Source organism: Brevibacillus sp. SKDU10 (genome assembly GCF_001645205.1).
Taxonomy (GTDB): Bacteria; Bacillota; Bacilli; order Brevibacillales; family Brevibacillaceae; genus Brevibacillus_B; species Brevibacillus_B halotolerans.
Genome location: NZ_LSSO01000192.1, coordinates 71,730 through 97,398, shown reverse-complemented (window position 1 = coordinate 97,398; position 25,669 = coordinate 71,730). Strand labels below are relative to the sequence as shown.

29 protein-coding genes and 1 other annotated feature are annotated in these 25,669 nt (G+C 41.6%); of the genes, 27 read left to right on the top strand and 2 right to left on the bottom strand.

Annotated features, from left to right (window positions below):
• Positions 1–7: 7 nt before the first annotated feature.
• The 7 genes from AYJ08_RS19440 (at position 8) to AYJ08_RS19410 (ending at position 6,126) form a co-directional block, all read left to right on the top strand.
• The gene (locus AYJ08_RS19440) at positions 8–1,441 is read left to right on the top strand and encodes a PAS domain-containing sensor histidine kinase (RefSeq protein ID WP_064019076.1); all 1,434 of its coding nucleotides are present in this window, start codon (positions 8–10) and stop codon (positions 1,439–1,441) included.
• 171 nt (positions 1,442–1,612) lie between these two features.
• A complete protein-coding gene (gene dnaX, locus AYJ08_RS19435) occupies positions 1,613–3,394 on the top strand; it encodes a DNA polymerase III subunit gamma/tau (RefSeq protein WP_064019075.1) in 1,782 nt (593 codons plus the stop codon).
• A gap of 35 nt (positions 3,395–3,429) precedes the next feature.
• On the top strand, positions 3,430–3,741 hold the full coding sequence (locus AYJ08_RS19430; RefSeq protein ID WP_003333941.1) for a YbaB/EbfC family nucleoid-associated protein: 312 nt from the start codon (positions 3,430–3,432) through the stop codon (positions 3,739–3,741).
• 37 nt (positions 3,742–3,778) lie between these two features.
• Positions 3,779–4,375, top strand: a complete 597-nt coding sequence (gene recR / locus AYJ08_RS19425) for a recombination mediator RecR (RefSeq protein WP_031412553.1) — start codon at positions 3,779–3,781, stop codon at positions 4,373–4,375.
• Positions 4,376–4,606: 231 nt separating this feature from the next.
• Positions 4,607–5,572, top strand: a complete 966-nt coding sequence (locus AYJ08_RS19420) for a CPBP family intramembrane glutamic endopeptidase (RefSeq protein WP_064019074.1) — start codon at positions 4,607–4,609, stop codon at positions 5,570–5,572.
• Between the two features lie 30 nt (positions 5,573–5,602).
• A complete protein-coding gene (locus AYJ08_RS19415) occupies positions 5,603–5,839 on the top strand; it encodes a DUF2508 family protein (protein ID WP_064019073.1) in 237 nt (78 codons plus the stop codon).
• Positions 5,840–5,856: 17 nt separating this feature from the next.
• Positions 5,857–6,126 carry a pro-sigmaK processing inhibitor BofA family protein gene (locus tag AYJ08_RS19410; protein ID WP_064019072.1) on the top strand — a complete coding sequence of 90 codons (270 nt, stop codon included), beginning with the start codon at positions 5,857–5,859 and terminating at the stop codon, positions 6,124–6,126.
• Positions 6,127–6,129: 3 nt separating this feature from the next.
• Here AYJ08_RS19410 and AYJ08_RS19405 read toward each other — a convergent pair whose 3' ends face one another.
• On the bottom strand, positions 6,130–6,654 hold the full coding sequence (locus tag AYJ08_RS19405; RefSeq protein WP_064019071.1) for a hypothetical protein: 525 nt from the start codon (positions 6,652–6,654) through the stop codon (positions 6,130–6,132).
• A gap of 134 nt (positions 6,655–6,788) precedes the next feature.
• On the opposite strand from AYJ08_RS19405, the gene AYJ08_RS19400 reads away from it, so the two are divergent.
• The 13 genes from AYJ08_RS19400 (at position 6,789) to rsmI (ending at position 17,378) form a co-directional block, all read left to right on the top strand.
• Positions 6,789–8,300 carry an alkaline phosphatase family protein gene (locus tag AYJ08_RS19400; RefSeq protein ID WP_064019070.1) on the top strand — a complete coding sequence of 504 codons (1,512 nt, stop codon included), beginning with the start codon at positions 6,789–6,791 and terminating at the stop codon, positions 8,298–8,300.
• Between the two features lie 27 nt (positions 8,301–8,327).
• The gene (locus AYJ08_RS19395; protein WP_064019069.1) at positions 8,328–9,431 is read left to right on the top strand and encodes a hypothetical protein; all 1,104 of its coding nucleotides are present in this window, start codon (positions 8,328–8,330) and stop codon (positions 9,429–9,431) included.
• Positions 9,432–9,467: 36 nt separating this feature from the next.
• Complete coding sequence (locus AYJ08_RS23155) at positions 9,468–9,650, top strand: sigma factor G inhibitor Gin (protein WP_082891034.1); 183 nt, start codon at positions 9,468–9,470, stop codon at positions 9,648–9,650.
• A gap of 108 nt (positions 9,651–9,758) precedes the next feature.
• Positions 9,759–11,243 (top strand): aminotransferase class I/II-fold pyridoxal phosphate-dependent enzyme, encoded by a 1,485-nt coding sequence (locus AYJ08_RS19390; protein ID WP_064019068.1) that lies wholly within the window; start codon positions 9,759–9,761, stop codon positions 11,241–11,243.
• Positions 11,244–11,268: 25 nt separating this feature from the next.
• The gene (tmk, locus tag AYJ08_RS19385) at positions 11,269–11,892 is read left to right on the top strand and encodes a dTMP kinase (protein WP_031412543.1); all 624 of its coding nucleotides are present in this window, start codon (positions 11,269–11,271) and stop codon (positions 11,890–11,892) included.
• 410 nt (positions 11,893–12,302) lie between these two features.
• Entirely contained in the window at positions 12,303–12,632 is a 330-nt protein-coding gene (locus AYJ08_RS19380; protein WP_003333929.1) for a cyclic-di-AMP receptor, read from the top strand.
• Between the two features lie 33 nt (positions 12,633–12,665).
• Positions 12,666–13,109, top strand: coding sequence for a YaaR family protein (locus tag AYJ08_RS19375; protein ID WP_064019067.1), 444 nt, complete (start codon positions 12,666–12,668; stop codon positions 13,107–13,109).
• A gap of 10 nt (positions 13,110–13,119) precedes the next feature.
• Entirely contained in the window at positions 13,120–14,103 is a 984-nt protein-coding gene (holB, locus tag AYJ08_RS19370) for a DNA polymerase III subunit delta' (RefSeq protein ID WP_064019066.1), read from the top strand.
• A gap of 3 nt (positions 14,104–14,106) precedes the next feature.
• On the top strand, positions 14,107–14,922 hold the full coding sequence (locus AYJ08_RS19365; RefSeq protein WP_064019065.1) for a PSP1 domain-containing protein: 816 nt from the start codon (positions 14,107–14,109) through the stop codon (positions 14,920–14,922).
• Positions 14,923–14,948: 26 nt separating this feature from the next.
• Positions 14,949–15,335, top strand: coding sequence for a DNA replication initiation control protein YabA (gene yabA, locus AYJ08_RS19360; protein WP_031412539.1), 387 nt, complete (start codon positions 14,949–14,951; stop codon positions 15,333–15,335).
• 102 nt (positions 15,336–15,437) lie between these two features.
• Positions 15,438–16,205: a tRNA1(Val) (adenine(37)-N6)-methyltransferase gene (locus tag AYJ08_RS19355; protein ID WP_064019064.1), complete on the top strand. Its 768-nt coding sequence runs from the start codon at positions 15,438–15,440 to the stop codon at positions 16,203–16,205.
• Positions 16,159–16,461: a GIY-YIG nuclease family protein gene (locus tag AYJ08_RS19350; RefSeq protein ID WP_082891033.1), complete on the top strand. Its 303-nt coding sequence runs from the start codon at positions 16,159–16,161 to the stop codon at positions 16,459–16,461. The genes AYJ08_RS19355 and AYJ08_RS19350 overlap by 47 nt, the downstream gene beginning before the upstream one ends.
• Positions 16,462–16,499: 38 nt before the next feature.
• The gene (rsmI, locus tag AYJ08_RS19345; RefSeq protein WP_064019063.1) at positions 16,500–17,378 is read left to right on the top strand and encodes a 16S rRNA (cytidine(1402)-2'-O)-methyltransferase; all 879 of its coding nucleotides are present in this window, start codon (positions 16,500–16,502) and stop codon (positions 17,376–17,378) included.
• A 71-nt stretch (positions 17,379–17,449) separates the two neighbouring features.
• Here the strand turns inward: rsmI and AYJ08_RS19340 are convergent, their stop codons facing one another.
• Positions 17,450–17,716, bottom strand: coding sequence for an AbrB/MazE/SpoVT family DNA-binding domain-containing protein (locus AYJ08_RS19340; protein WP_064019062.1), 267 nt, complete (start codon positions 17,714–17,716; stop codon positions 17,450–17,452).
• Positions 17,717–18,157: 441 nt separating this feature from the next.
• Positions 18,158–18,410: a binding site (T-box leader), on the top strand.
• Positions 18,411–18,462: 52 nt separating this feature from the next.
• Here AYJ08_RS19340 and metG point away from each other — a divergent pair.
• The 7 genes from metG to AYJ08_RS19300 all read left to right on the top strand — a co-directional run bounded on the left by metG (position 18,463) and on the right by AYJ08_RS19300 (position 25,539).
• Positions 18,463–20,496 (top strand): methionine--tRNA ligase, encoded by a 2,034-nt coding sequence (gene metG / locus AYJ08_RS19335; protein ID WP_064019061.1) that lies wholly within the window; start codon positions 18,463–18,465, stop codon positions 20,494–20,496.
• Between the two features lie 146 nt (positions 20,497–20,642).
• Entirely contained in the window at positions 20,643–21,422 is a 780-nt protein-coding gene (locus AYJ08_RS19330; protein ID WP_064019060.1) for a TatD family hydrolase, read from the top strand.
• A 716-nt stretch (positions 21,423–22,138) separates the two neighbouring features.
• Positions 22,139–23,182 (top strand): resuscitation-promoting factor, encoded by a 1,044-nt coding sequence (locus AYJ08_RS19320; protein WP_064019058.1) that lies wholly within the window; start codon positions 22,139–22,141, stop codon positions 23,180–23,182.
• A 182-nt stretch (positions 23,183–23,364) separates the two neighbouring features.
• Positions 23,365–23,922, top strand: coding sequence for a ribonuclease M5 (gene rnmV, locus AYJ08_RS19315; protein WP_003333915.1), 558 nt, complete (start codon positions 23,365–23,367; stop codon positions 23,920–23,922).
• 3 nt (positions 23,923–23,925) lie between these two features.
• The gene (rsmA, locus tag AYJ08_RS19310) at positions 23,926–24,813 is read left to right on the top strand and encodes a 16S rRNA (adenine(1518)-N(6)/adenine(1519)-N(6))-dimethyltransferase RsmA (protein ID WP_064019057.1); all 888 of its coding nucleotides are present in this window, start codon (positions 23,926–23,928) and stop codon (positions 24,811–24,813) included.
• Between the two features lie 192 nt (positions 24,814–25,005).
• Complete coding sequence (veg, locus tag AYJ08_RS19305) at positions 25,006–25,278, top strand: biofilm formation stimulator Veg (RefSeq protein WP_003333913.1); 273 nt, start codon at positions 25,006–25,008, stop codon at positions 25,276–25,278.
• A gap of 78 nt (positions 25,279–25,356) precedes the next feature.
• Complete coding sequence (locus AYJ08_RS19300; RefSeq protein ID WP_031412525.1) at positions 25,357–25,539, top strand: small, acid-soluble spore protein, alpha/beta type; 183 nt, start codon at positions 25,357–25,359, stop codon at positions 25,537–25,539.
• Positions 25,540–25,669: the final 130 nt, after the last annotated feature.

The following is a 25,669-nucleotide window of genomic DNA, read 5'->3' as shown; positions in this document are numbered from 1 at the left end:
GCAACAGTTGGAGAAAATCATAACGTCACAGAAGTGCCATGCTTTCTCAAGACTAAAGCAATACTCACAGCATATCAAACACGCCTTGCTCATAGTTGATGGACAGGGTCTCATTTTGGAAGTGAGTGAAGCATTATTGCAGGCAACAGGGTTTAGCTACGAACAGATCATCGCTGCACCATTTCAAAAAGTAGTACCGTATATGAATTCTGTTAGACATCTTTATGATAGTTTATTAGAAAAAGAAAAACAGTTATTAAAGCCTACAGAAATGATTTATCAGGATGTTCAGGGGAAAAAATCAAAAACACCTGTTATGATTACGATTTCTTATAAAAATGGGGAGCCGATCTATTTTCTTCATTTCTTCCAGTTAACCAAGGATTTATCCATATCCCTATCCCAACGCATGGCTAACCAGCTCACCTCTGAAATTAATCTGGGTGTCGTCGTTCTAGATGTTCAGGCTCGATTGGTCGATATAAGTCAAGTAGCCTGTAAAATATTAGGTGTAGATCGAGTGCTTGTATTAAACCAGCATATTGATCAGGTTTTTGCAGGGATTCCTGAGGAACAGCGACTAGTACAGCGAGAGCTTTTAGAAGGAGTAAAATTCCAAAATAAAGCGATGTCCTGGACAAATCAAAAGCAACGTTACGAGCTTTTAGTAGACTCTAATACCTTGCATAATGAAGTAGGTCAAATTGTTGGAGCTTATGTTATCTTCAAAGATGTGACCAATATGCGTTCATTAGAACAAAAGATTGAACGGAGCGACCGGCTGGCGATGATTGGTCAGATAGCGGCAGGCACAGCCCATGAAATAAGAAATCCGTTAACCTCAATCAAAGGGTTTTTACAAATGTTTCAGCAATCATTCAAGGAAAATGGGATGGATAAAGAAAAGACCTTTACTGATATTATGTTAACGGAACTGCACCGAATTAATTCATTAGTAAGTGAATTTCTGCTTCTGAGTAAACCTCGCGATGTTCAATATCAAATGATCAGTTTACATACTGTCTTTGAAGAAATCATGCCTATCGTTGCAAATGAAGCACTGTTGCATGGAATTGAGGTTCGTTATACAGGGACAGAGGCCTTGCCAATGGTTGTCGGTGATGCTGAATTATTAAAGCAGGTCTTCTTAAATATCTGTAAAAATGGAATGGAAGCAATGGGGAATGAAGGAACTCTGACGGTATCATACCATTATGAAGAGGATTGCAATAAGATTAGTCTAAATATTCAAGATACAGGTCCTGGAATACCTGGATATTTAATCGATAAGATTTTCGATCCTTTTTTCACAACAAAGGATGAAGGAACTGGGCTAGGATTATCTGTTTGCCAAAAAATCATTCATGATATTGGAGGACAAATTCGTGTCTCCTCTAAAGGATTTGGAACAACCTTTCACATTTTATTATCATATATCTAGAAAAACATAGCGTTCGGGGCATCTTCAGGTATGAGAGATGGGGCCGGGCGCTATATTATTTGAGCGGAAATATTGTTTGGTGTAACCAACTTTGGAAAAAGGCTATTGCTTATAGTATAATAAATAAGATGCAAAAGGTTTGACAAAACAGGTGAGAAGGAGTGAGCAAGGATGGCTTATACAGCGCTATATCGGGTATACAGACCGCAAACCTTTGGTGATGTGATTGGACAAACTCATGTCACAACAACCTTGCAAAATGCTCTTCGCGAGGGGCGACTTTCGCATGCTTACCTGTTTAATGGACCAAGGGGTACAGGGAAGACCAGTGCAGCTAAGATTATGGCAAAAGCAGTAAACTGTCAAAATCCACAGGATGGTGAACCTTGTAACCAATGTCCAGCATGTATAGCAATAACAGAAGGCTCAGTGACCGATGTCTTGGAGATTGACGCTGCATCCAATCGTGGTGTCGAAGAAATCCGAGATATACGTGATAAGGTCAAATTTGCACCAAGCGAAGTAAAATATAAAGTGTACATCATTGATGAGGTACACATGCTGACAACAGAGGCGTTTAACGCACTGTTAAAAACATTGGAAGAACCGCCCGGGCACGTGCTATTTATATTAGCGACGACCGAGCCGCATAAGCTGCCAGCAACCATTATTTCACGTTGCCAGCGCTTTGATTTTCATCGCATTTCGCTAGCTGAAATGACTCGGCGTTTACAGCATATATGTGATGCTCAACAAATTGAAGCTGAGGAACAAGCACTCAAGCTAGTTGCGAAAATGGCCGAGGGTGGAATGCGTGATGCACTTAGCTTGCTGGATCAGGCTATTAGCTATAGCGGGAATCAAGTAAGCGCATCTGACGTGTTAAAGATTACAGGGGCTGTGTCCCAAGCTTATTTTTCCACACTTGGTTGTATGATTTCTGAACAGAATGTAACAGGGGTAATGGAAGAGCTGGAGAAGATTATGTCTCAGGGAAAAGACCCTGAACAGTTCTTACAAGACCTGCTGTTTTATTTTAGGGATATGTTGTTATATAAAACAGCCCCTAATCTAGAAGAAATCATGGAGCGTACACTAATTGATGAAAAATTCCCAGAGGTAGCCAACCGCTTTGCTCTGCCTGTTTTATATGAAGTAATAGAACAGCTTAATCAGGCCTTGACCCAACTGAAATGGTCAACGTTCGCACGAGTTTTGGTAGAGATGACATTGGTTCGCTTATGCCACCTATCTGCCTCGTCCTCCACAGCCGGTTCTATATCTGTAGGGCAAGAAGCAATGGAGGCTGGTAATGGAGCAGGTGCGCGCGCTGTGCCAAACACTGCTTCTGGAGGGACTCAAGCGGTGTCTAGTCCGGATATGGCTCCTCTTTTCGAGCGTGTAAAAATGCTAGAAGAGAAACTAACCCAAATTCTACAGGGAAACCTTGCAGCAGGAGGAAAAGCGGCTTCAGAAGAAGGAAAACAACGAGAGGTTCGACGAGCTATGCCGGCTACAGGCGGTTCGAAGACTTCTATGACGAAGGTACGTGAAGCTGTTCGCCAAGTGGATGAGGGACTTTCCCAAAAAATCCGTGGTGCGTGGGGCCAAATTTTATCCGAAGTGAAAAAGGTCCACTATAAATATCATGCATGGGTTGTAAGCGGTCAGCCAACCGTTGCTAGCTCTGATGCCGTAATCGTTACTTTTAAAGGATCGATTCATTGTGAAAAAACAATGGAACCAGAGCTAAGAGGTATTGTCGAGCGCGCGTTTCTTACTGTAACAGGTAAACCACTTCAGCTTCTATCCATAACAGAAGACGAGTGGGAAAATGTCCGGGGAGAACAAACGCATTCAAATCCCTCAGGGTCAGATCAGGCCCCAGAAGATCCATTTATAGCTGAAGCGATTCGGGTCGCGGGAGAACGATTGACACACATTAAGGAATAAAGCACGAACACATACATTTAAAGGAGGAATTACGAATGAAAAACATGCAGCAAATGATGAAACAAGTAAAAAAAATGCAGGATGAGATGCAAAAAGCACAAGAACAATTGAAGGAAAGAGTAGTAGAAGGTAAAGCTGGCGGTGGCGCTGTAGTTGTAAAAGCGAATGGACATAAGCAGGTTATTGATGTAACAATCAATCCAGAAGTAGTTGATCCAGAAGATGTGGAAATGTTGCAGGATCTAGTTCTTGCTGCAATTAACGACGCTATGAAAAATGTTGATGAAGTAGTTGGAAAAGAAATGGGACGCTTTACTGGCGGCATGAACATTCCTGGATTGTTCTAATTTGCCAGCATAAGCTCCCGTAAAGGAGTAGGTCATTGTGTTTTATCCAGAGCCCGTCTCGAAATTAATAGAAGGATTTATGAAATTGCCGGGCATTGGACCAAAAACAGCAAGTCGGTTAGCTTTTCATGTGTTAAGCATGAAGGAAGATGACGTACTTGATTTAGCAAAAGCATTGGTTAACGCCAAACGGCAACTGCACTATTGCTCGGTTTGTAATAATATCACCGATTCGGATCCCTGTCAGATTTGCCGTGATAAAAGCCGTGATGGTTCTATCATCTGTGTCGTTCAAGAACCAAAAGACTTGGTTGCCATGGAACGGACCAGAGAATTTATGGGGTATTATCACGTTCTGCATGGTGCTATTTCACCTATGGATGGGATTGGTCCTGAAGATATTCATATTCCCGATCTGCTCAAACGCTTAGGTGATGAACAAGTACAAGAGCTTATTTTAGCTACAAACCCTAATATTGAAGGGGAAGCTACAGCTATGTATATTTCTCGTTTAGTAAAACCCTTTGGCATTCGTGTCACACGTATCGCTCATGGTCTACCTGTAGGTGGGGATTTAGAGTATGCAGATGAAGTAACATTGACTAAAGCCTTAGAAGGTCGCCGGGAATTATAATAATAGGGATAAGAGGTGCATGAGAAATCATGCGCCTTTTTGTTATATGGGGTAATAAAAGATATTTTATGGTTCAATGGGGTTATAGCTTGGACAGACCCACATTTATTAATAGAGGGAGTAAGTTCCTAGTACGGAAACCTACATTTGGTTAGGAAGTATTTTTTATAGGGAAAGAAAGTGCTTTTTTACTAGGACGAGGCATAACCTAAAGAGTAGGAGAGTGAATGAATGCAACCTTACATGCCATTGCTGCCAACGGTAAGAAGGCGCTCTGTAAAATGGGCTTGGGTATTAACCTTTCAATATGTTCTGTATATAGGTGTTCAACTATCAGCAACGTCAATCTTGCGAAAGGCAGACGGTACCTGGGAAATCCATATGCTAGCCAATATGGGAACAATACAAGTTTTATTGTTATGGAGCAATATATTCCTTACATTGCTTACGAGTATTTTGTTTTTTGTTGCTTTGATTCGAGATCGGTGCGTCTCTGCTTGGACTGGTCATACAGAGGTAAACGGTACGGATTTTATACATGCAGTCGCATTTATGCAAATCTTTTATAATGCCTCCATTTTCTTATATGGGACAGGGCTTTTGAGCTATCCGCTTTTTACAACAGGAAGTATAGGAGGATTATTTGAATCTGCTTCCTTGCAAATTTTCTTGTGTATGTTTTGTTTCATTTGGTTTCGAGGACGGTTAGAATCAATAGGCTTTCAAAGTCCAACTGATGTCGGGAAAATGTTTTTCTTTATCATCGGCTGTTATTTGGGGATTACATTCCTGCTGAGCTATGTGGTGGCCCCTTTGGCTGACCTTTTTCACATATCGTTAAGCTCTGCACGTGAGGAAGGAATCAGCCGAGAAATAAGGGATGCCAAGCAAAACAGCTTGATAACGATTCTTTTATCCTTTTTTATGACAGGCTTATTTGTCCCGATCGCAGAGGAAATGATGTTTCGCGGGGTTCTTCAGACTTATCTTGTGAAAAAGTGGGGAGCTTTCTGGGGAATCCTGATCGCGAGCTTTTGGTTTGCTATTATTCATATTGATATAGCCTTATTTCTACCTTTATTTATAATTGGGTTGTCCCTTGGAATTGTCCGTCATCGCTTTCACTCACTGTGGGCCTCGATTATTTTGCATTCAATCAACAATGTAGTTAGTGTCATTCTTTCTTATCAATCATAAACCTGATGAATAGATAGAAGGGGGACTTGTATGAAATGGTTGAAGCGGAACGCGGGTTTGAAAGAGCAGCAGGTGCAGCCTTACCATTTACAGGAAGCGATTGCTAATGCACTACAGTATTGGCAAAATGCTCAGCGGCATGTGGATGTCTCGGAAGGATTTCAACAGATTGACCATTTTATTTATCAATACCGTCTTGCTGAAAAGCGATACATGTATCTGCTCAAACAAATACGCCGTCGAAATGAGAAACAAAGAGATGCGTAGAGGGAGAGGATGGCGAAATGAATACGGAGATTATGATAGCTGGAATGATCATTGGGTTCCTTGTTTTGGTGGCGCTTAGTAGATCAGTTTCCCGTCCATTGCGTTGGACGGGAACGATTGCTATAAATGTCATTATTGGTGCGATCCTTTTGTATTTCTCTAATTTCTTTGGTGAGATGGCGGGATTCTATGTGCCGATTAATCCCGTAACAGCTATTATAGCAGGCTTTCTACGGATTCCGGGCTTACTTGCACTGATCGTTATTCGGCTTTTTCTGCTAGGCTAAGCATTAACTCTTTCCATCAGTCATTAGAAATGCAAGGCTTGCTTTTTCGTATTTCACATAGGCTTCCTGTGGATGGCGGAAAGAAACAAGCAACGGAATGAAACGAGGAAGTAAACTAAATATGGTGATGATTACCAAGAAATGACCGGAAGGAAAAGAAGACCATGGAAAAATAGCTAAACATGTGAAGAATACACCTAGGCAAGTCACTGTCTCCAGTCTTCTGTAGCTTGAAAGTGATACCATAAGCGAATGAGTAGTGCCCCACCATGGAGACAACCAAGACAATTTGGATAGTTGAAATGGCTGAGCTAGAATAGAGGTATACACCCAAACGGCAGTCATATGTAATAGCGGGATAAAAATAAGATAACAAAGGAAAAGAATGAAAGAATACCAAGTTAGAGCTTGCCAAAGGCCCAAAATAAAAGCGGCCGTAATGATCCCGATTAGTTGTAACAGATAACCGCCAATTCCCCAACGAAAACGATATAGTAAGCGGTAGCTGTAAATGGTCTGTTCTTTCATCAACAGGCCTCCTTTTTGTTCGTTCTATAGTATTATCGGTAGGTTATATAGATAATTGTATCCTTCAATTGACAGGTAAATATAGGGTTATTATCATAGGAATTAATTGGTAGTAGGAAGGAGAGGGAGATGCCATGAGTACAGCTTTCAACCGGGAAAGGATTGCCATGGGCTGCTGGAGTATTTTTCGACAGGGAAACATATTTACTCTCCTATTCGTGGTGGTTGGTTTTTTATTGTTTCATTTTTCGGAATGGTTAGATATAGTGTTTTGGCAAAGCTTTTTTATATCTCTACTATTATGCTTCCCTATTTTCCTCTTATTGTTTTTCTATGATTATCCCTTGCATATTCGCTGGTTTTTACTAGGACCCCTCTGTTTTGCAGGCATCCTGTGGTATAAATGCCTGTTGCTTAGTATGACTGTATATACGATCTGTCTCTATCTCCTTGTGGTTACCGTGTTATGGGGCATTTATCATTTCTCTGGAACTGGGCATATCAGCTTCTCCTTCCAATTGATGCACTTTATGAAAAGGCTTACTAGGGCTAGTGATTCAAGCAGTGCTAATATATTTGAGCAATTGCCCAAGGCCTTGATTTTACTGATAGCGATGCAGGAAGCTTCTGTGTCATGGCAGGATTGGACAGTGAGTGAGAGTATTTTATCTCACTTTGTATTTGCATTTGTATTATTTTTTTACAGCTATGCCATCCATCAACTGTTTTTTACATGGAAGCCTGATGAGAATATAGATAATGCGAAAAAGATTACTACACAGTATGTTTTTCCCGTTGAACGAGTTTACTTGGTGGTGTTGAATGGCTGCAATAAAGAACAGTTGGTCGAAGCTCACACCCCTTTTCTTGATTGGTTGCAACGAACAGGAACTAGCTGGGAAAAGGCAGAGAGTGTATATCCCGCAGATACAAAGTCCTGTTTTTGCTCTCTTTTGACAGGAACCTATCCGTCTGAGCACCAGATAAATAGCCATCTTGGTAATCGAAAAACAATACAGCGCGAGACAATCCTTGATGTCCTGCACCGAGCAGGGAAGGTAGGGAGGATATTGGCTGAAGAGGAGATAAGCTGTCTATTTGATGAGGAAGCTCGCCAGGCATATGTACGGGAAAATCAACAGACTGATAACGGCCGAATAGAGCAAGCTATTCAAATTGCAGAGCAAGACAATCCAGATTTTTTGCTTGTACAAATGACAGATATTTATCGAACAGGAATTACATGTGGAGTCTATTGCGACGAATATCTTGCAAAAATAAATCAGGCTGATCAAATGATCGCGCAGTTTTACCACCAATTAGACAAGCTCGGCAAGCTCAATCAAGCCGTATTTATGGTTTGTTCTGATCATGGAGAAGCGACAGGCATGGGTGGGCGTGTACATCTGAGTCATAAAGAACGCTACATTTCACTTATCATGCAAGGAACGTCTATCCATCGAGGAAAGGTTGTGACTACACGGCCTGCCATCGTGTCAGTAGCTGCCACAATCGCTTATCTTTTAGCAGTTCCATATCCAAAGCAAGCAAAGGGGCCCGTTTTGTTAGAAGGGATGATCACGTGTCAAAACGAGGATCATCAATTCCCCATTTCTGGGAATGATAAATTTGAGCAGATTATATGATAGGCAAGCGGAAGGAGCAGATCATAGGTGAGCCAGGCAACGCTTGTGTACTTGCACTCGGTAGCCCCCCTATCGTTACCGCGGGAATGCCTTGATGCATTTGCCACATGTGAGATAGATATCATTTCTGCAAAGGAATGGGAGCAGACAAAAGGGGAACTATCCGGCTGGCTTTTTACTGAAGGTCTGTCTCCTGGAGAATGGCAACAGTTTATGCGTGATATAACAAAATGTGTTAGGAATAATCGGTCAAGCAATCGACGCTATCTTGTGCTTCTAGCAGGAGATCATTGTTCTGATACGGCAGCGTATGAGTTTATAAAACGGCTACAGCCCTTACAAGATTCTGTTGAAATCATACGCTTACTCTGCTGGGCGGAGCAAAAAAAAGCCATAATCGGTAGCGAGGCTTGCGAATGCTTTTCCGAAGATGCTTTTGCAGTACGAAATTGGCATGACCGTTTACGAAGAGGGCTTGCCATGCATGGTTACATTTCGTTTTTATGCAGATATGAAGAAGCAGTTGAAATTGCTTGGGCACGTCAAATATTTTTGAATCAGAAAACAAGATTTTATCATAGGCTAGCCACTCGATGTGACGAGCTGGGGGCTAGAGCATATATTGTAGGGCAAGGTCTGGGCATGGACAGACGAATTGGACAAGGCTGGCTGTTTCCCCATGTTTATGACAAGGGGATTCTACAGCTAGAACAAGAATGGCTTGAGCGAGAGTGGAATGATCTGTTGCAGCAAGTAAGCATCAAGCGAGTCGCTATTTGGGGATTTGACCCTAGCTTTCCTCTTGATATGCTTGCACAACCTGTCGACTTGGAAGTCTCATGTTACGTACGAGCGTGTCAGCAAAAAACGAACAATCTACCTCGGGACTGGCGCTATTGCAATACTCCGCTGGAAGCAGCAAAACTGGCTGATGTTCTACTCATTGTAAGACATGATCAGGATATTCTCAGTATACGTTTAGACAGCTTATACGAAAGTATGGCTAAGCCTTATATTTTAGACGTAATGGATTGCTTTCCGTCAAATGAGGCAAAGCTTGAGAAAATATACTATCGAACACTTGGTCAAAAGCCGAACGTTTGGAATGGAACGGATTATAATGGGATATAATGGTTGATAAGCTTAGCGAAAAGGTAGGTGTCCCATATGGAAGACCACTCTCATCGCTGCATTATCTGCAACAGGGAACAAGCCGTTGGTATATCCATTTGTAACCGATTTATTTGTTATACATGTGAGCAAGAAATGGTCAAGACCGACGTACGTGACGAACGTTATCCCTTTTATATTAAACAGATGCGGCAAATCTGGTTTAAAAAGAATGCATAATAACATGTAAAAGAGGCATGTCAATGGGCGATGCCTCTTTTCTTATGGGCTTTTAGACTTTTGAACATGGTACAATAGGGGGTACCGAAACAAAAGGACGTGAGAAAGATGATGCAAAATCAGGAAGATTTTTGGGAGAGACAGCGCAAAGCTCCGTTGTTTGATGCACTACAAAGGCATGTACGACAAAACCCTCATCCTTTTCATGTACCTGGGCATAAGATGGGGAGAAGCTTCGATAAGGAAGCAAGGTCTTTTTTTGAAAAATACCTGTCAATTGATTTAACAGAGATTACAGGCTTGGATGACTTGCATCAGCCGGAAGATATTATTGCTCAAGCTCAACAGTTGGCAGCAGAGGCATACGGAGCTGAAGAAACCAAATTTTTAGTCGGTGGAACAACAGTAGGGAATTTGGCTGCGATCATGTCGATTTGCCGACCTGGAGATAAAATTATTGTTCAGCGTAATTGTCATAAATCCGTTTACCATGGATTGATGCTTGCGAAAGCGGAGCCGATCTTTGTCGTTCCTGCTGTAGATGCAGAGACTGGTATTGCCGCAGGTGTACGGCGTGAGGATGTAGAACGGCTTTTGATGGAGCACCCTGATTGCAAGGCTGTCTTTCTTACCAACCCGACTTATTATGGGATGGGTATTGATTTAGAAAAGATGGCTACGGTTGTTCATCGTTATCACATTCCATTAATCATTGACGAGGCGCATGGCGCGCACTATGGTTTTCATCCGGACCTGCCTGCCTCAGCTATGCAGAGTGGGGCTGATATTTCCATTCAGTCTACACATAAGATGGGAACTGCTTTTACAATGGGGTCAATGCTGCATGTTCAAGGAGAACTTATTGATCGCAGCCGATTGTATCGTTATCTGGCGATGCTACAATCCTCTAGCCCTTCTTATCCGTTAATGGCGTCTCTTGATTTAGCCCGTCGACATATGGTGCTAGAGGGGCAACAAGAGCTACAGAAGGCGATTGGGCTTATTGAAAAAACGAAAGAACGTCTTAGTCAATTCGATTGGTTTTCAGTAGCCGGCTGGAAGAAGCAAACAGGGTATCAAACCCTAGATCCGCTGCGAATTGTAATCAATTTACATTCCTCTCAGCTATCAGGCTTTGAATTGCAAACAAAGCTAGAAGAAGCTTATATTTATACAGAGTTAGCTGGATTGCATCATCTTTTGCTACTAGGGTCTACAGGTACGACAGAGCTGGATTGTAAAAGGTTGCTTACGGTTATGGAAGAACTGTCAAAAGAAGTGCGAGGAGAAGGCCTGCGTGCTTTTGAAACAGGATTAGTCTCCTCCTGCTTTTTACGTAAAGTAGCTATGAGTATGCATATAGCGGCAGAAGAGGAAGCGGAGTCTATATTATTAGAAGAAGCACAGGGACGTATCTGTGCTGAGATGGTGATTCCATATCCGCCAGGCATACCTATGATTGTTCCAGGTGAAGTCCTGGACGAGCAGGTAATTGCTCTTTTACAGGAATTACAAAGAAAAGAGGCTCGTTTTCATGGGGTGAAGGATGCTACGGTAAAAACCATTCAAGTCATAAAAGGTAAACATTGTTAAATGAGAGGGTATGGTGAACACAGGCATGTTTATTTCATTAGAAGGTGGAGACGGTGCGGGAAAATCCACTGCAATTACACTTTTAGAAAAGAGAATAACAGAACAGGGGCTGCCGGTCTTAGTCACACGTGAACCAGGTGGGGTGGATATCGCTGAACAAATTCGTGAGGTAATATTGAATCGAGCAAATACAAAAATGGATGGGCGAACAGAGGCGCTATTATATGCCGCAGCAAGACGCCAGCATCTTGTGGAAAAAGTAATACCTGCGTTGGAACAGGGGAAAATTGTACTTTGTGATCGATTTATTGATAGTAGTCTAGCTTATCAGGGTGTTGCGCGGGGGCTACCTACCGACGAAATATTTGCTATTAATCAATTTGCTATTGAGGATCGTATGCCCGATCTTACCTTTTATCTTGATGTATCCCCAGAAGTGGGACTAGCTAGGATTGAGGCTAATTCCAATCGAGAAAAAAATCGCCTTGATTTGGAAAAAGTATCATTTCACAACCGGGTGCGTGAAGGATATGAGCTATTGATTGATAAATTCCCGGAACGGATTGTTCGTATTAATGCTGACCAGCCAATAGAGCAGGTAGTCGACGAAATGCTTGCTATCGTCCAAGAAAAAATAAAAAAAGCATAGAGGGATAGCCTTAAAAAAAGAGCAGACGCATCATTCGTGTTTTCCCCGTCGATACGGTGTAGGCAGCGATGATGAGATGCTCTTTTTTTTTCAGCAAAACTCTTTAGCAAGAAAAATATGTTTGAATGAAAAATAGGTCGTACATGCTGTATAATAGGAAAAAGCACTGAGGAAGATTTCTTTGTGTGAAAGCTAGAAAAATTACACCAAGTAGCTATTTTGACATAACAATAAGGTAAGCCCCTTAAAAATAATGATAGTACCAAATTTTATTTGATTTTTCCGATTAAGCAATGCCCTTTTCTACAGGAAAGTGGTACCCTTCAATCGAATTATAGCCAGAGTAATTTATATGTTACTGGTAAGAGAGCTAAGCACTACAATTGCGAAGCAGAAAGGATGAAATCACTATGAAAATGGTCATCGCTGTTGTGCAGGATAAAGACAGTGGGCGTTTATCACAAGCCCTTGTAAAAAAAGGATTCCGTGCTACAAAATTGGCCAGTACAGGAAGCTTTCTCCGCGCTGGGAATACAACGTTTCTTGTAGGGACCGATGATGGTCGTGTAACAGAGCTTATCACCATCATTGAGCAGAACTGCCAATCCCGCAAACAGATGGTGACTCCTGTGTCGCCGCTTGGAAGTGGAGTTGATTCATTTTTGTCATATCCGCTTGAAGTACAAGTGGGGGGCGCAGCCGTTTTTGTGATGGACGTAGAGCATTTCCATTCTTTTTAGTTTCGGGTAAAGGTGAGCGGGAGTGAGGACCTAGTGAAAATTGATAATGGCATCAGACCTACATTCGAAGTAAAAGGGATAGGTCAACGCAGGGATGTATCTGTGGAAAAGATGAACTTTCGAGATATGGTTAAAGGTGAAGGGCAGAGATTGAACGAGGAAAGACTTCAGCTGCTGCTTACAGAAATAGATAAACACGGAGATATTTTGGCTCGCTCCCGCAATGTACGAGATTACTATATGTATCGTAATCTTATCAAGCGATTTATGGAGGAAGCTGTTCGGTTTGGGATTGCTCTTGATGAGCGTAAAGGAACCAATCGCCGAGGAAGAGGTCGCATTCATAAAATTATCAAAGAGATCGATGCCGAATTATTGGCATTGGCAGACGATCTATTGAGCGAGCAGGCTCCTTTGATAGATATGCTTGCTCGAATTGGTGAAATCAGAGGCATGCTAATCAATTTATATTTTTAGGTGACAATAAATGAGCTGGAGTAATGTAGCAAAAAAACAAGAGCGTGTGGCAGAAGTCTTAGCTAATAGTATAAAGCACGATCGTTTGGCTCATGCATACCTATTTACGGGGCCAAAAGGGGTAGGCAAAATGGAAGTGGCTCGGCATTTGACTAAATCCATTTTTTGCTTAGATCAGCCCGGTGACGCTTGTGGGACATGCCTGAACTGCCAACGTATTCAATCAGGGAACCATCCTGATGTGTATCAAATCTCTCCAGATGGTGCCTCTGTCAAAATAGAGCAAATTAGAGCCTTGCAAAAAGAAATGAAGATGCGTGCTGTTGAATCGAAGAATAAGGTTTATATTCTAGAGCATGTAGATAAAATGACAACCCAAGCGGCAAATAGCTTGCTGAAATTTTTAGAAGAACCACCAGCGGGTGTGCTTGCTTTGTTGCTATCTGAAAACAGTCATGCCATTTTACCCACAATTTTATCCAGATGTCAGACAATAGTATTCAACCCTCTACCGGTTGAAATGATTGTGCAATCGCTTGTAAACGAAGGAATTACACGGGGCCTTGCCCAAGTTGCTTCCCAAATTACAACAAATCTGGACGATGCACGGCTATTAAGCCAATCAGAATGGTTTGCACAGCTTAAAGCTATGGTGATACAATTGGGAAGGGATTTGAAACAACGTGATTCCCAAGCGCTGTTTACGATTCAAGATCAATTTCAACGTAACGATAGATTAAAAGAAGAACTTCCTCTCTTTCTGGATTTGCTCATCCTTTGGCTGCGAGATATCCTCTATATTCAAGTAGGGCGTAGGGCCAACATCATCAACATAGACCAACAGGATGCATTAGAAGAGCAGGCCTTGCAGTGGGCTCAAACCGAGATATTGCGAGGAATTGATGTAGCCATGGAGACAAGAAATCGGATAGAGCGTAATGCTAACCCACAATTAGCGTTAGAGCGACTTGTTCTTCATATCCAGGAGGGATAAATTTTGTACGAGGTGGTCGGAATCCGCTTTAAAAAAGCGGGTAAGATATATTATTTTGATCCTGACGAAATGCGGATAGAAAAAGACAGTCACGTGATTGTTGAAACAGCACGTGGTGTTGAGTATGGCAAGGTCGTGATCGGACAAAAGACAGTGGAAGATTCTGATGTAGTTCTTCCTTTAAAGAAAGTAATTCGAATTGCCGATGAATCGGATGCTAGGCAAGTCGATGAGAATCGCGCTGCTGCAAAAAATGCTTTTCAGGTGTGCCAAACCAAGATTAGAGAACATCAACTGGAAATGAAGCTGGTAGATGTTGAATATACATTCGACCGGAATAAAATTATTTTTTATTTTACAGCGGACGGCCGCGTTGATTTTCGTGAATTAGTAAAGGATTTAGCAGCGGTGTTTCGTACGCGCATTGAATTACGGCAGATTGGTGTTCGGGATGAAGCTAAGATGCTTGGCGGTATAGGACCTTGTGGTCGAATGCTATGCTGCTCCACCTTTTTAGGTGATTTTGAACCGGTATCCATTAAAATGGCGAAAGATCAAAATCTCTCGCTTAATCCGGCTAAAATCTCCGGTTTGTGTGGACGTCTCATGTGCTGTTTGAAGTATGAAAATGATAACTACGAAACAACGAAGGAAGAAATACCTGAACTAAGCTCATGGGTGAAAACACCAATGGGGGATGGCAGAGTTGTAAGCTTGAATATTTTAGGCAGAGTGGCTCAGGTTGATCTCCTAGAAGTAGGAAGAGTCATGGAGTTTACCTTTGATGAAATTGTAACAAGTCGACCAGAGATCGGATAGAGGACGGGTAGCGAGAGGTGATGAAGTTGGAGAAACAGGAAATCTTCGCTAAAATCGCGAGCATGGAAGAGAGAGTGGGCGAACTCTATCAGGAGATTGGCAGCCTAAAAGACGTGATCGTCAAACTTTTGGAAGAGAATGCTCAGCTTCTCATTGAAAATGAACACTTGCGTAACCGATTCCAGAAAAGAGCCGATCAGTCTACTTCAAAAAAACAAAGTGCTGGCCAACAAAAAAGGGCAGCAGCCAGTCAAAAGGTAGTAGGCAATCAAAAAATAGTGGGCGAAGGATATGATAATCTTGCGCGACTATATGCGGAAGGATTTCATATTTGCAACGTACACTATGGTAGTATAAGAAAAGAAGGCGATTGCCTGTTCTGCTTATCTTTTTTAAGCGGTGGACACAAGTGATACGAAAAACAAAAGCGACCTGATGTCTTTTACACAGACGGGTCGCTTTTTACTGATAAAATGATGGATAACTACCTTCTGATTGGTAAGAGAGGATACAATATGACAGAAAAACAGCAAGTCCCCTTGTATGATACAGAACGGATTGACGATTTGTTAACCTACGAATTAAAAATCATTCAAAGCCATGAAGTGTTTTGTTTTTCAATGGATGCAGTATTACTTGCTCGTTTTGCACAGGTACCTAAGAGGGGAAAAGTATTAGATTTTTGCACAGGTAATGGAGTCATTCCTTTATTAATGAGTACAAGAACGCCATTTGCTGAATTTGAAGGTATTGAACTGCAAGAACGATTGTTTCATATGGCAGAACGTAACGTGATCATGAATGGATTGCAAGAACGTATTACTATTCATCATGGCGACGTACGCAAGGCGGTGGAGAGATTTGGAGATAATAAATATGATCTCATCACTTGTAATCCACCTTATATGCCTTCGATCGCAGGAGAAGCAAGTAAAAATGACCATCGTGCTATAGCTCGCCACGAGATTCATCTTACGTTAGATGATGTACTACGGGTTGGGAGCAGACTGCTGAAGAATGGGGGGAAACTGGCATTAGTGCATCGTGCAACTCGTCTGATAGATATTGTTACAGGCATGAGGATGTATGGTATCGAGCCTAAGCGTATGCGGTTCGTGCATTCCCGCCAAGATAGTGAACCTAATATGGTACTTGTGGAAGGGATACGAGGAGGGAAACCGGAGCTTCGGATACAACCACCGCTGATTGTGTATAAGCAAGGGGAAGAGTACTGCGATGAACTATATGAAATCTATTATGGAAAGCGAGATTCCCTCGCATAAAAGTCACTATGTATATATGTTACAATGTGCAGACGGTTCGTTGTATACGGGATACACAACAGAGATACAGCGTAGGCTTAAGCAGCATAGAATAGGGAAAGGTGCCAAATATACAAGAGGCCGTTGTCCGATTGAGCTGGTGTATTGGGAAGAAGGCGCTGATCGTTCATGGGGACTTAAAAGGGAAGAACAAATTAAACGTCTTCAACGTTCGGCCAAGGAAAGCTTGATTTTATTCGGTAATGCATCGGTTTAATCTACTTCGATGAAATAATCATTTAGGAGTTACGATAGATGAATATACAAAAGAGTTTTGCTCAAAACACAAGCACAGGTATCCTATACCTAGTGGCAACACCTATCGGAAATTTGGATGATATTACAGTCCGTTCCTTGCAGACATTGCGTGAGGTGGACGTGATCGCTTGTGAGGATACACGCCAAACCAGAAAGCTCCTTACTCATTTTCAGATAGAGAAACGTACACTTAGCTATCATGAACACAATAAAGCATCTAGTGGACCGGAATTAATTAACTGGTTGTTGGATGGAAAAAACATTGCTCTAGTCAGTGATGCAGGCCTGCCCGCCATTTCTGATCCAGGAGCCGACCTGGTACGAGAAGCAATTGACGCTGGCTGTACGGTCGTTCCCATCCCTGGTGCTAACGCGGCATTAACAGGTTTGATTGCCTCTGGATTACCGACAGAAAAATTTGTGTTCTGCGGTTTTTTACCGCGTGATAAAAAGCAACGTAAGGTAGAGCTGGATCGTTTAGCTCATTACCCAGAAACGTTATTATTTTATGAAGCACCTCATCGCATTACGAAAACATTAGCGGCTATGCAAGAGGTATTAGGCGATCGTGGGACGGTGCTGGCGAGAGAGCTGACCAAAAGATACGAGGAATTCGCCAGAGGCACGATGTCTGAGCTGATAGGCTGGCTAGAGCAAACAGAGATTAGAGGAGAGTTTTGCATAATTGTTTCTGGCTATAATGGCCAGCCTTTAACGGAAGAAGAAACAGAGGTTTGGTGGAGCGACTTTGGTCTAAAAGAACATGTAGAACATTATATCGAACAGGGAATGTCTGTTAAGGAAGCATGTAAAAGAACGGCTGAAGATCGAAAGCTGACACGCAGAGAAGTGTATAATGAATACCACCAAGACTAATTGAGAAGAATGACAGCAAATATTCAAAAAAAAGGCTACTGCTCATTATCTGGAGCAATAGCCTTTTATTATTATTTCGGTTGGGAACTCTCGTCAAGCATAGATGCCATCTCTTCAATACAAGCTTTGCTGATCATTTTTCCTTTGTAATATACCAAATCCTCAGCGTTTCCTGTGAAAATACAAGCTGGTTCATATTTTTTAAGGATGATGCGTTCTCCGTCAACAAAGATTTCTAGAGCATCCTTTTCTGCAATTCCAAGTGTACGACGAAGTTCAATTGGAATAACAACACGTCCTAATTCATCTACTTTTCTTACAATACCAGTTGATTTCATACCCTTCAAGCTCCTCTCAAACTCTTAAAAAAAGTGGGTGGATCCTGTATCGATGAATACCGAATATTTATCTATTAATCGTCAATATTCGACAATTTATTATAGCTTATGATACCAGTGATTACCAAAGGTGTCAATGGCATTTTTACAATTATTACAATTTGTACGAATAAAACGTGATAATCACGAAATATCAGTAATAATTATATGAAATTAGAGGCTAAAAACCCCTTTGTATATGAATCTGTCAGAAATCTTTTTTCATAAAAGATGGAAAATGTCATACGACAAATTAACCTAATAATGGATATTAATATAGAAAAATGTCGAATTATATGTCGAGATTCGACATTTTTTTGGCGAAAAAGAAACCTATCGTAAATCCCTTGACATTACGTTTATGAACAGATAATTTAGTATACAATAGAAGTATCATTTTAATAGTAAACGTTGACGGGAAGAGTACACTTTCAAAAGCTTATTTAGAGAGCTGGGGTAGGTGAAAGCCAGTTAAGTGAAGGAAGTGGAAGATGGTCCTTGAGTTTCGTTCATGAACGGTCATTGTAGTGATGGCGGATAAGGAGCGACGTATTCCTGCGTTATAGGAGAGTAGCTGTTGACTACTTACCGAGTCCGTTTCTGTGAAGGAACGGAGCATTTGGGTGGTACCGCGAGTACAAGACTCGTCCCAATTAGGGGAGGAGTCTTTTTTGTATGTGTAAAAACATATTAGGAGGGTGTATGACATGACAAAAAAGCCAACATTTTATATTACAACGCCTATTTACTATCCAAGTAATAAGCTACATATCGGGAATGCTTATACAACCATTGCTGCAGATGCGATGGCCCGTTACAAAAGATTGCGCGGCTACGATGTATACTATCTCACAGGTACAGACGAGCACGGTCAAAAATTACAGGAACGAGCTGCCGCAGAAGGCCTAGCTCCTTTGCAGTTTATTGATCCTGTAGTTGATTGGATTAAGGACCTATGGCAGAAGCTAGACATTTCTTATGATGATTTTATCCGTACGACAGAGGAACGACATGAAATTATCGTTCAAAAGATTTTTAAACGCTTAGTCGATCAAGGTGACATTTATCTAGGTGAATATGAAGGCTACTACTGTGTGCCAGATGAAGCATTTTGGACTGAAACTCAGGCGAAAACCGATAAAGGCTACTTCTGCCCAGATTGCGGACGCCCTGTTGAAAAAGTAAAGGAAAAAAACTATTTCTTCCGTATGTCCAAATATCAAGACAAACTCCTTGCTCATATTGAGGCAAATCCTGATTTTATCCAGCCTGAATCTCGTCGCAATGAGATGGTAAACAACTTTTTAAAACCTGGCTTACAGGATTTGAGTGTGTCTCGTAGCACATTTGATTGGGGCGTAAAGGTGCCAACAGATCCAGAGCATGTGATTTATGTATGGATTGATGCGCTTGCTAACTATATTACAGGGCTTGGTTACTTATCCGATAACGATGAAAAGTATCAGCGCTACTGGCCTGCTAATGTTCATTTAGTAGGAAAGGATATTCTCCGTTTCCATACGATTTATTGGCCAATCATCCTGATGGCGTTGGATCTTCCATTGCCGAAACAAATTTTTGGTCATGGCTGGTTATTAATGCCGGATGGCAAGATGTCCAAATCAAAAGGAAATGTTATCGATCCTAAATTCTTAATTGAGCGCTATAGCTCTGATGGTGTTCGTTACTTCCTGCTCCGCGAGATCGCCTTTGGTCAGGATGGAGTGTTTACACCAGAAAGCTTTATCCAACGCTTAAATTACGACCTGGCAAACGATCTAGGTAACTTGGTCAGTCGTACGATTGCCATGATTGAAAAATATTTCGAGGGCATTATTCCAAGTCCAAGTCAATCAGGGGAATTTGATGATCAATTAATTAAGCAGGCGCTTGAAACGAAAAAGCTTGTAGAAGAGCATTTAGACGAAATGCGCTTTAGTAATGCACTAAGCCATCTGTGGGATCTAGTTAGCCGCACGAATAAATACATTGATGAAACACAACCGTGGGCTTTGGCTAAATCAGAAGAAAATAAAGAGCGTCTAGCTACTGTTATGTATAATTTAGCGGAAAGTATTCGCATTACTTCTATTATGTTGCAACCATTTATGACCAAGACTCCAGCTAAAATTTGGGCGCAGCTAGGTATTGCAGAACAAGCGGCTATATTGACTTGGGAACAAGCTGGTGAATGGGGAAGATTGCCGGTTGGAATCAAGGTAAATCGCGGCGGAGAATTGTTATTCCCACGCCTTGACGTTGAACAGGAGCTAGCTTTTATTGATGCAAGCACAGCAGAAGCTCGCAAGCAAGCAGAAGAGAATAAAAAGAAACAGGATGCATTGAAAGGGGAAGGCAAAGTGAACGAAGAGAAAAAAGAAGCAGTTGAAGCAAAAGAAAAGTCTTCTGAATCAAAAGATTTGATCGGAATTGATGATTTTGCAAAAGTTGAATTACGTGTAGCAGAGGTAAAAGAATGTGCTGCGCATCCAAATGCAGATAAGCTACTAGTTTTACAAGTTGATTTGGGTGATGAACAACGCCAAATCGTCTCAGGTATTGCGAAATATTACAAGCCAGAGGAATTGGTTGGTAAAAAGGTTATCGTAGTAACAAACTTGAAGCCTGTAAAATTACGTGGAGAAATGTCTCAGGGTATGATTTTAGCAGCTTCTCATGGTGACCAATTGACTGTTTCTACGGTTGATGCCAGCATGCCAAATGGTTCTGTTGTAAAATAACACTAGCACAGGCTAATAAATAAGAGGAATTGTTGTTTAAAAGCAGTGCGGAAGCCTTGTGTGGCGTTCGCACTGCTTGCCTTTTTGATTATGATCGTAACGGTAGATGATCTCAATACAGGTTATGAAATAAAGGAGGGAAATCTATGCTGTTTGATACACATGCGCATTTGAATGCAGAACAATTTGATGAGGACCGCGATGAGGTAATTGCTCGTGCGAAGGAGAATGGAGTAAGTACGATCGTAAACGTTGGTTTTAACCGCGAGACAATCCCTACAACAATGGAGCTGGCTGAGAAGTACGACTTTATTTACGCGGTTGTTGGCTGGCATCCACAAGATGCTATTACTATGAAGGAACAAGACCTGGAATGGTTAGAAGAATTGAGTAAACATCCTAAGGTTGTTGGGCTGGGAGAAATGGGGCTGGACTATTATTGGGATACGTCACCACGTGATGTACAAGCAGAGGTATTCCGTAAACAGATTCGTCTGGCTCGAAAATTACAAATGCCGATTATTATTCATGACCGTGATGCACATCAGGATATTATCGATATTCTGCGAGAAGAAAAAGCAGGGGAAGTAGGCGGTATTATGCATTGCTTCTCTGGTAGCTATGAGTTGGCTAAAATGGCCCTGGATATGAATTTTTATATCTCGTTTGGCGGCCCTCTCACTTTTAAAAATGCGAAAAGACCAAAAGAAGTGGCAGCAAAAATCCCGCTTGAGCGTATTTTGATTGAAACAGACTGTCCATATTTAACACCTCATCCATTTAGAGGTAAGCGCAATGAATCAGCGTATGTCAAATTTGTTGCTGAAGAGATGGCTCAAATCCATGGACTGCCTTATGAGGAATTGGCAAAGATTACAGCTAATAATGCGCGCCGTTTGTTTAACATTAGAGAAACTGTATTATAATGAAGGAACGCGTAAGCCTGATCGATTTCATCTGGAAATTGATCAGGTTTTTTTATGGAAAGTTGTTGTTTGGACGTTAAAAAGTAGCTTTCTAGTAAGTACTTTATATAGAATGTTTGGAAAAAGATCTCAAGAAAATTCTTTTATTTTTGTAAAAAAAAGCGATAAAAATTCACTAGATTAGTGGAAGTGAATTTTTAATATATTTAAAACTAATGAAAGGATTTTTACTTGTCCATTTTCCATTATTGGTAAACAAAATGTAGTGAAACCAAATATAAGCAGATACATAAAGTGCATATTTTATTAAAATTTTAAAAAGTATCACTATATATAAACTTTTAATGGGTTTTTATTTTTTTGTTACAAGATTGTCACATGATCTCTGGGCAATGAGTAAAAATTATATATGCGTTCTATCAAACTGCATATTGACATAACATGTTTTCGTAGGTTCCCTTTTTTTCGCTTTTTTAAAGCGAAATTAGTGTCCTGTCGAACGAAAAAGAGGAATCGACAGAATTGCTCGACAGAAAACTGCTTTCATTCTCCGTGGCTTATTTGGTAAGGTAAAAGACATGTTGAGAAACACAGAAATAGCTGGATTTTCCGTAAAAAAGTCAGCCGCACAATCTGGAGAGGAAAAGGGGGAGAATTTGACAAAAGAAAAAAAGTGATATAATATCCTTCTCAGGCTTAAAAAAGGAGTGTGGGGAATGGAATTAGGTAAAATCTGGGTACCGCACAATCGATTGCTCCTCTCGATTTTAGGAGCTGCAACCTTTGTGTTGTTATCAGTGGGTATCTACTTCTTTAACCTATCTACCCAGCCAAAGCAAGTAACGCTAGTCATTGATGGGGTATCCCAGGACATCACGACTACGGCAAAAACGGTTGAACAATTATTACAAGAAAAACAAATTCAAATTACTGATAAAGATAGTATTAAACCAGGCTTGGACACATCTGTTGAAAAAGCCATGACCGTTGATTTGCAAACGAGCTGGGCAATACCTGTCCAAATTGCCGGACAGAAGACAGTGGTTCATACAACAAAACGTACAGTAGCCGGTGCATTGGCGGATGCAGGTGTCAAAGTAAGCCAGAAGGATAAAATAAATCCATCTGTAGATTCAAAGCTGACGAAAGATACGGAAATTTCTGTCATTAGGGTAGAAGAAAAAGCAGTTCAGGTTAATAAAGATATCGCTTTTCGAGAAATACGCCAAAAAGACACTTCCCTCAACAAAGGCGAAGTGCGTGAACTAAAAAAAGGTCAAGCTGGGAAAGCTATTTTGCACTATAGTGTGGTCTTTGAGAATGGCAAAGAGGTATCCCGCAAATTGGTCAAAACCGACGTGGTAACAGAAAAACAAGACCGCGTTTTGGCAGTGGGTACGAAGAAACAAGAAGTTATGGCGGCTTCCCTACCTTCGCGTGGTGGAAAAGATATTCGCGCAAAACGCGTCTTGAATAACGTAACTCTTACAGCCTATGCTCCGAACGCTGGCGGCGGATACGGAAGAACAGCAATGGGTGTAAAGGCTACAGTCGGAAAAACAGTGGCAGTCGATCCCAAATTGGTTCCATTAGGCTGGTGGGTCTACATTGAGGGCATCGGTTATCGTCGTGCGGAGGATACCGGTGGGGCCATCAAAGGGCACAAGATGGATGTATATTTGGGCAGCGAATCTGAGGCAATGAGATTCGGTCGTAAAAAAGGATACAAGGTACATGTAATCGGCCCGAAGTTGCCGTAACATCTACTTTAGAAAAAGGCAGGAGTTTCTCCTGTCTTTTGTTTTGTGCATAAATGTGGTAAGCTGTTTGAATCTCTATACTTCTTATACGCAAGTAAGCTTGCTTTCGTTTCCTATTTTAGGACAAATAAAAAAAGTTTTTTTGCAAGCAAGTACTACAAGAACGAAGGATGGATTAACGGATGAAGATCAAAGAGGTTATCGTGGTGGAAGGACGAGACGATACGGCCGCAATTAAGCGGGCAGTCGATGCTGATACCATCGAGACAGGTGGTTCCGCAATCAACGAGGTAACCCTTCGAAAAATAAAGATGGCACAACAGAAACGCGGTGTGATTGTGTTTACCGATCCAGATTATCCGGGTGAGCGCATTAGAAAAATTGTCAGCCAATCTGTGCCCGGATGCAAGCATGCTTTTATTAAAAAAGAGGATGCTAGAAAAAAGGGAAGTAATCTTGGTGTGGAGCATGCAACACCGGAAGCCATTAGACAGGCTCTGGCTGATGTAAAAACCGAGTTCCTAGAGGGGCAAGGGGAAATTACCTTGGAGCACCTCGTGCAAGCCGGAATGGTAGCCGGAATGGACACCAAGCATCGTCGCACCCGATTAGGAGAGATATTGGGTATCGGTTACTCTAACGCTAAACAATTAGGTAAAAGGTTAAACATGTTTCAAATCAGTAAGGCGGAGTTTGATGCTGCTGTGGACCAGATTGATTCAGAACAAGGGGGAAGCTAATAGATGACGGCTGGATATAAAGATATCGCAACTCCAACCAGAACGCGGGAGATCATTGAGAAGTACGGCTTTTCCCTCAAAAAAAGCTTGGGACAAAACTTTTTAACCGATATTAACATTTTGCATAACATCATAGATGCTGCAGAGCTTTCTAAGGATAAAGCTGTTATTGAGATAGGGCCAGGTATTGGAGCCTTGACTGAGCAGCTTTGTCGGGCAGCGGGAAAAGTAATGGCGATAGAGATCGACCAACGTCTCCTGCCAATTTTGGAGGATACACTTACTCCTTACGACAATATCACAGTGGTACATGGAGATGTATTGAAGCTGGACGTAGCTGCTCTTATAGAAGAGCACCTATCTGGGTGTAGCGGAGTCAGTGTGGTAGCTAATCTGCCTTATTACGTAACGACACCAATTCTCATGGGGTTGTTAGAATCTGGTATCCAGCTTGATCATATTGTTGTCATGATCCAAAAGGAAGTGGCAGAGCGTATTGCTGCTAAACCTGGTACGAAGGATTATGGCTCGCTGAGTGTAGCAGCTCAATTCTATGCGGAGACGAGCATAGAGATGATTGTGCCAGCCAGCGTATTTATTCCAAGGCCTAATGTTGATTCAGCGGTCATTAAGCTGTCTATTCGCAAGCAACCAATCGTAGAGATAGCAGATGAAAAGCTATTCTTCCGGGTTGTAAAGGCTTCCTTCGCTCAAAGACGCAAAACCTTACTGAATAACTTAGTTACCAACTACTTCGGTAAAGAAAAGAAGGAGCAGGCCCTGCAAGCGCTAGAAGAAGCCGACATTTTGCCAAGCAGACGTGGAGAGACGCTTTCTATTCAGGAATTTGCGACATTAGCCAATACCATTCACCGCCTACAGATAAAATAAGTGTATGCCCTATCCCTCACGAAAAGGATAGGGCATTTTTATGTAAGAAGAGATATTTTTCGATGAGAATTGACATAAATGTCCTAAAAAATTCATTGACAAAAAGCTCCTTTGGTTGATATAATTTTTCGTTTGTTTGACAAACTAAGTATAGGCTGTTATACTTGTACATAAGCGAGGTGGATAATTGGAATGGCTAGGAACGCGTTAGTTGATATTAAACGCAGTTTGGACGGACACATTGGAGAACGTATCATGCTCAAGGCCAATGGCGGTCGTCGTAAGACCGTCGAAAGGACTGGCATCCTAGAAGAGACATACCCCTCAGTATTTGTAGTTAAGCTTGATGACGACCAGTTATTTGAACGAGTTTCTTACAGCTATGCTGATATTTTGACGGAAACCGTAGAACTAATGGTATGTCGAGACGATACACATATAAAGATTACCTTTATTCAACAGTAGAGCCTATGTTCTACTGTTTTGTTTTACCCTTTACTGATCATACTAACCTTGTCAGTAAGTAAAGGAGGCTGAAGCACGATGAGTCGAAGAAGAGGCATCATGTCCGAGGAGTTCAAATATGAATTGGCCAAGGAACTGGGCTTTTACGACACCGTCAAAAGCGAAGGCTGGGGTGGTATCACAACCCGCGATGCTGGTAACATGGTGAAACGAGCAATTGAAATTGCCGAGGAAGCATTAGCTAGACAATCGATAAAATAACTTACTGACATCCAAAAGCCGCAGGGAATCCCCCTCGGCTTTTTTGTTTCTTATTGACTTTCCCTCTCGCAAGTGGCAAGCTTATTTCTGCCTGTGATAAAATCAGAAGAAGAGATTAGGATAAGCTGAG

Coding starts and splice junctions, on each gene's coding strand:
- AYJ08_RS19350 (WP_082891033.1), top strand. CDS start 16,159: ATGAACTATATGAAATCTATTATGGAAAGCGAGATTCCCTCGCATAAA.
- rsmA (WP_064019057.1), top strand. CDS start 23,926: ATGACGGCTGGATATAAAGATATCGCAACTCCAACCAGAACGCGGGAG.
- AYJ08_RS19340 (WP_064019062.1), bottom strand. CDS start 17,716: ATGAAATCAACTGGTATTGTAAGAAAAGTAGATGAATTAGGACGTGTT.
- AYJ08_RS19410 (WP_064019072.1), top strand. CDS start 5,857: ATGAATACGGAGATTATGATAGCTGGAATGATCATTGGGTTCCTTGTT.
- AYJ08_RS19380 (WP_003333929.1), top strand. CDS start 12,303: ATGAAAATGGTCATCGCTGTTGTGCAGGATAAAGACAGTGGGCGTTTA.
- dnaX (WP_064019075.1), top strand. CDS start 1,613: ATGGCTTATACAGCGCTATATCGGGTATACAGACCGCAAACCTTTGGT.
- veg (WP_003333913.1), top strand. CDS start 25,006: ATGGCTAGGAACGCGTTAGTTGATATTAAACGCAGTTTGGACGGACAC.
- metG (WP_064019061.1), top strand. CDS start 18,463: ATGACAAAAAAGCCAACATTTTATATTACAACGCCTATTTACTATCCA.
- holB (WP_064019066.1), top strand. CDS start 13,120: ATGAGCTGGAGTAATGTAGCAAAAAAACAAGAGCGTGTGGCAGAAGTC.
- AYJ08_RS23155 (WP_082891034.1), top strand. CDS start 9,468: ATGGAAGACCACTCTCATCGCTGCATTATCTGCAACAGGGAACAAGCC.
- AYJ08_RS19390 (WP_064019068.1), top strand. CDS start 9,759: ATGATGCAAAATCAGGAAGATTTTTGGGAGAGACAGCGCAAAGCTCCG.
- AYJ08_RS19330 (WP_064019060.1), top strand. CDS start 20,643: ATGCTGTTTGATACACATGCGCATTTGAATGCAGAACAATTTGATGAG.
- AYJ08_RS19415 (WP_064019073.1), top strand. CDS start 5,603: ATGAAATGGTTGAAGCGGAACGCGGGTTTGAAAGAGCAGCAGGTGCAG.
- rsmI (WP_064019063.1), top strand. CDS start 16,500: ATGAATATACAAAAGAGTTTTGCTCAAAACACAAGCACAGGTATCCTA.
- AYJ08_RS19405 (WP_064019071.1), bottom strand. CDS start 6,654: ATGAAAGAACAGACCATTTACAGCTACCGCTTACTATATCGTTTTCGT.
- rnmV (WP_003333915.1), top strand. CDS start 23,365: ATGAAGATCAAAGAGGTTATCGTGGTGGAAGGACGAGACGATACGGCC.
- AYJ08_RS19300 (WP_031412525.1), top strand. CDS start 25,357: ATGAGTCGAAGAAGAGGCATCATGTCCGAGGAGTTCAAATATGAATTG.
- AYJ08_RS19355 (WP_064019064.1), top strand. CDS start 15,438: ATGACAGAAAAACAGCAAGTCCCCTTGTATGATACAGAACGGATTGAC.
- AYJ08_RS19430 (WP_003333941.1), top strand. CDS start 3,430: ATGAAAAACATGCAGCAAATGATGAAACAAGTAAAAAAAATGCAGGAT.
- tmk (WP_031412543.1), top strand. CDS start 11,269: ATGTTTATTTCATTAGAAGGTGGAGACGGTGCGGGAAAATCCACTGCA.
- AYJ08_RS19320 (WP_064019058.1), top strand. CDS start 22,139: ATGGAATTAGGTAAAATCTGGGTACCGCACAATCGATTGCTCCTCTCG.
- AYJ08_RS19400 (WP_064019070.1), top strand. CDS start 6,789: ATGAGTACAGCTTTCAACCGGGAAAGGATTGCCATGGGCTGCTGGAGT.
- AYJ08_RS19420 (WP_064019074.1), top strand. CDS start 4,607: ATGCAACCTTACATGCCATTGCTGCCAACGGTAAGAAGGCGCTCTGTA.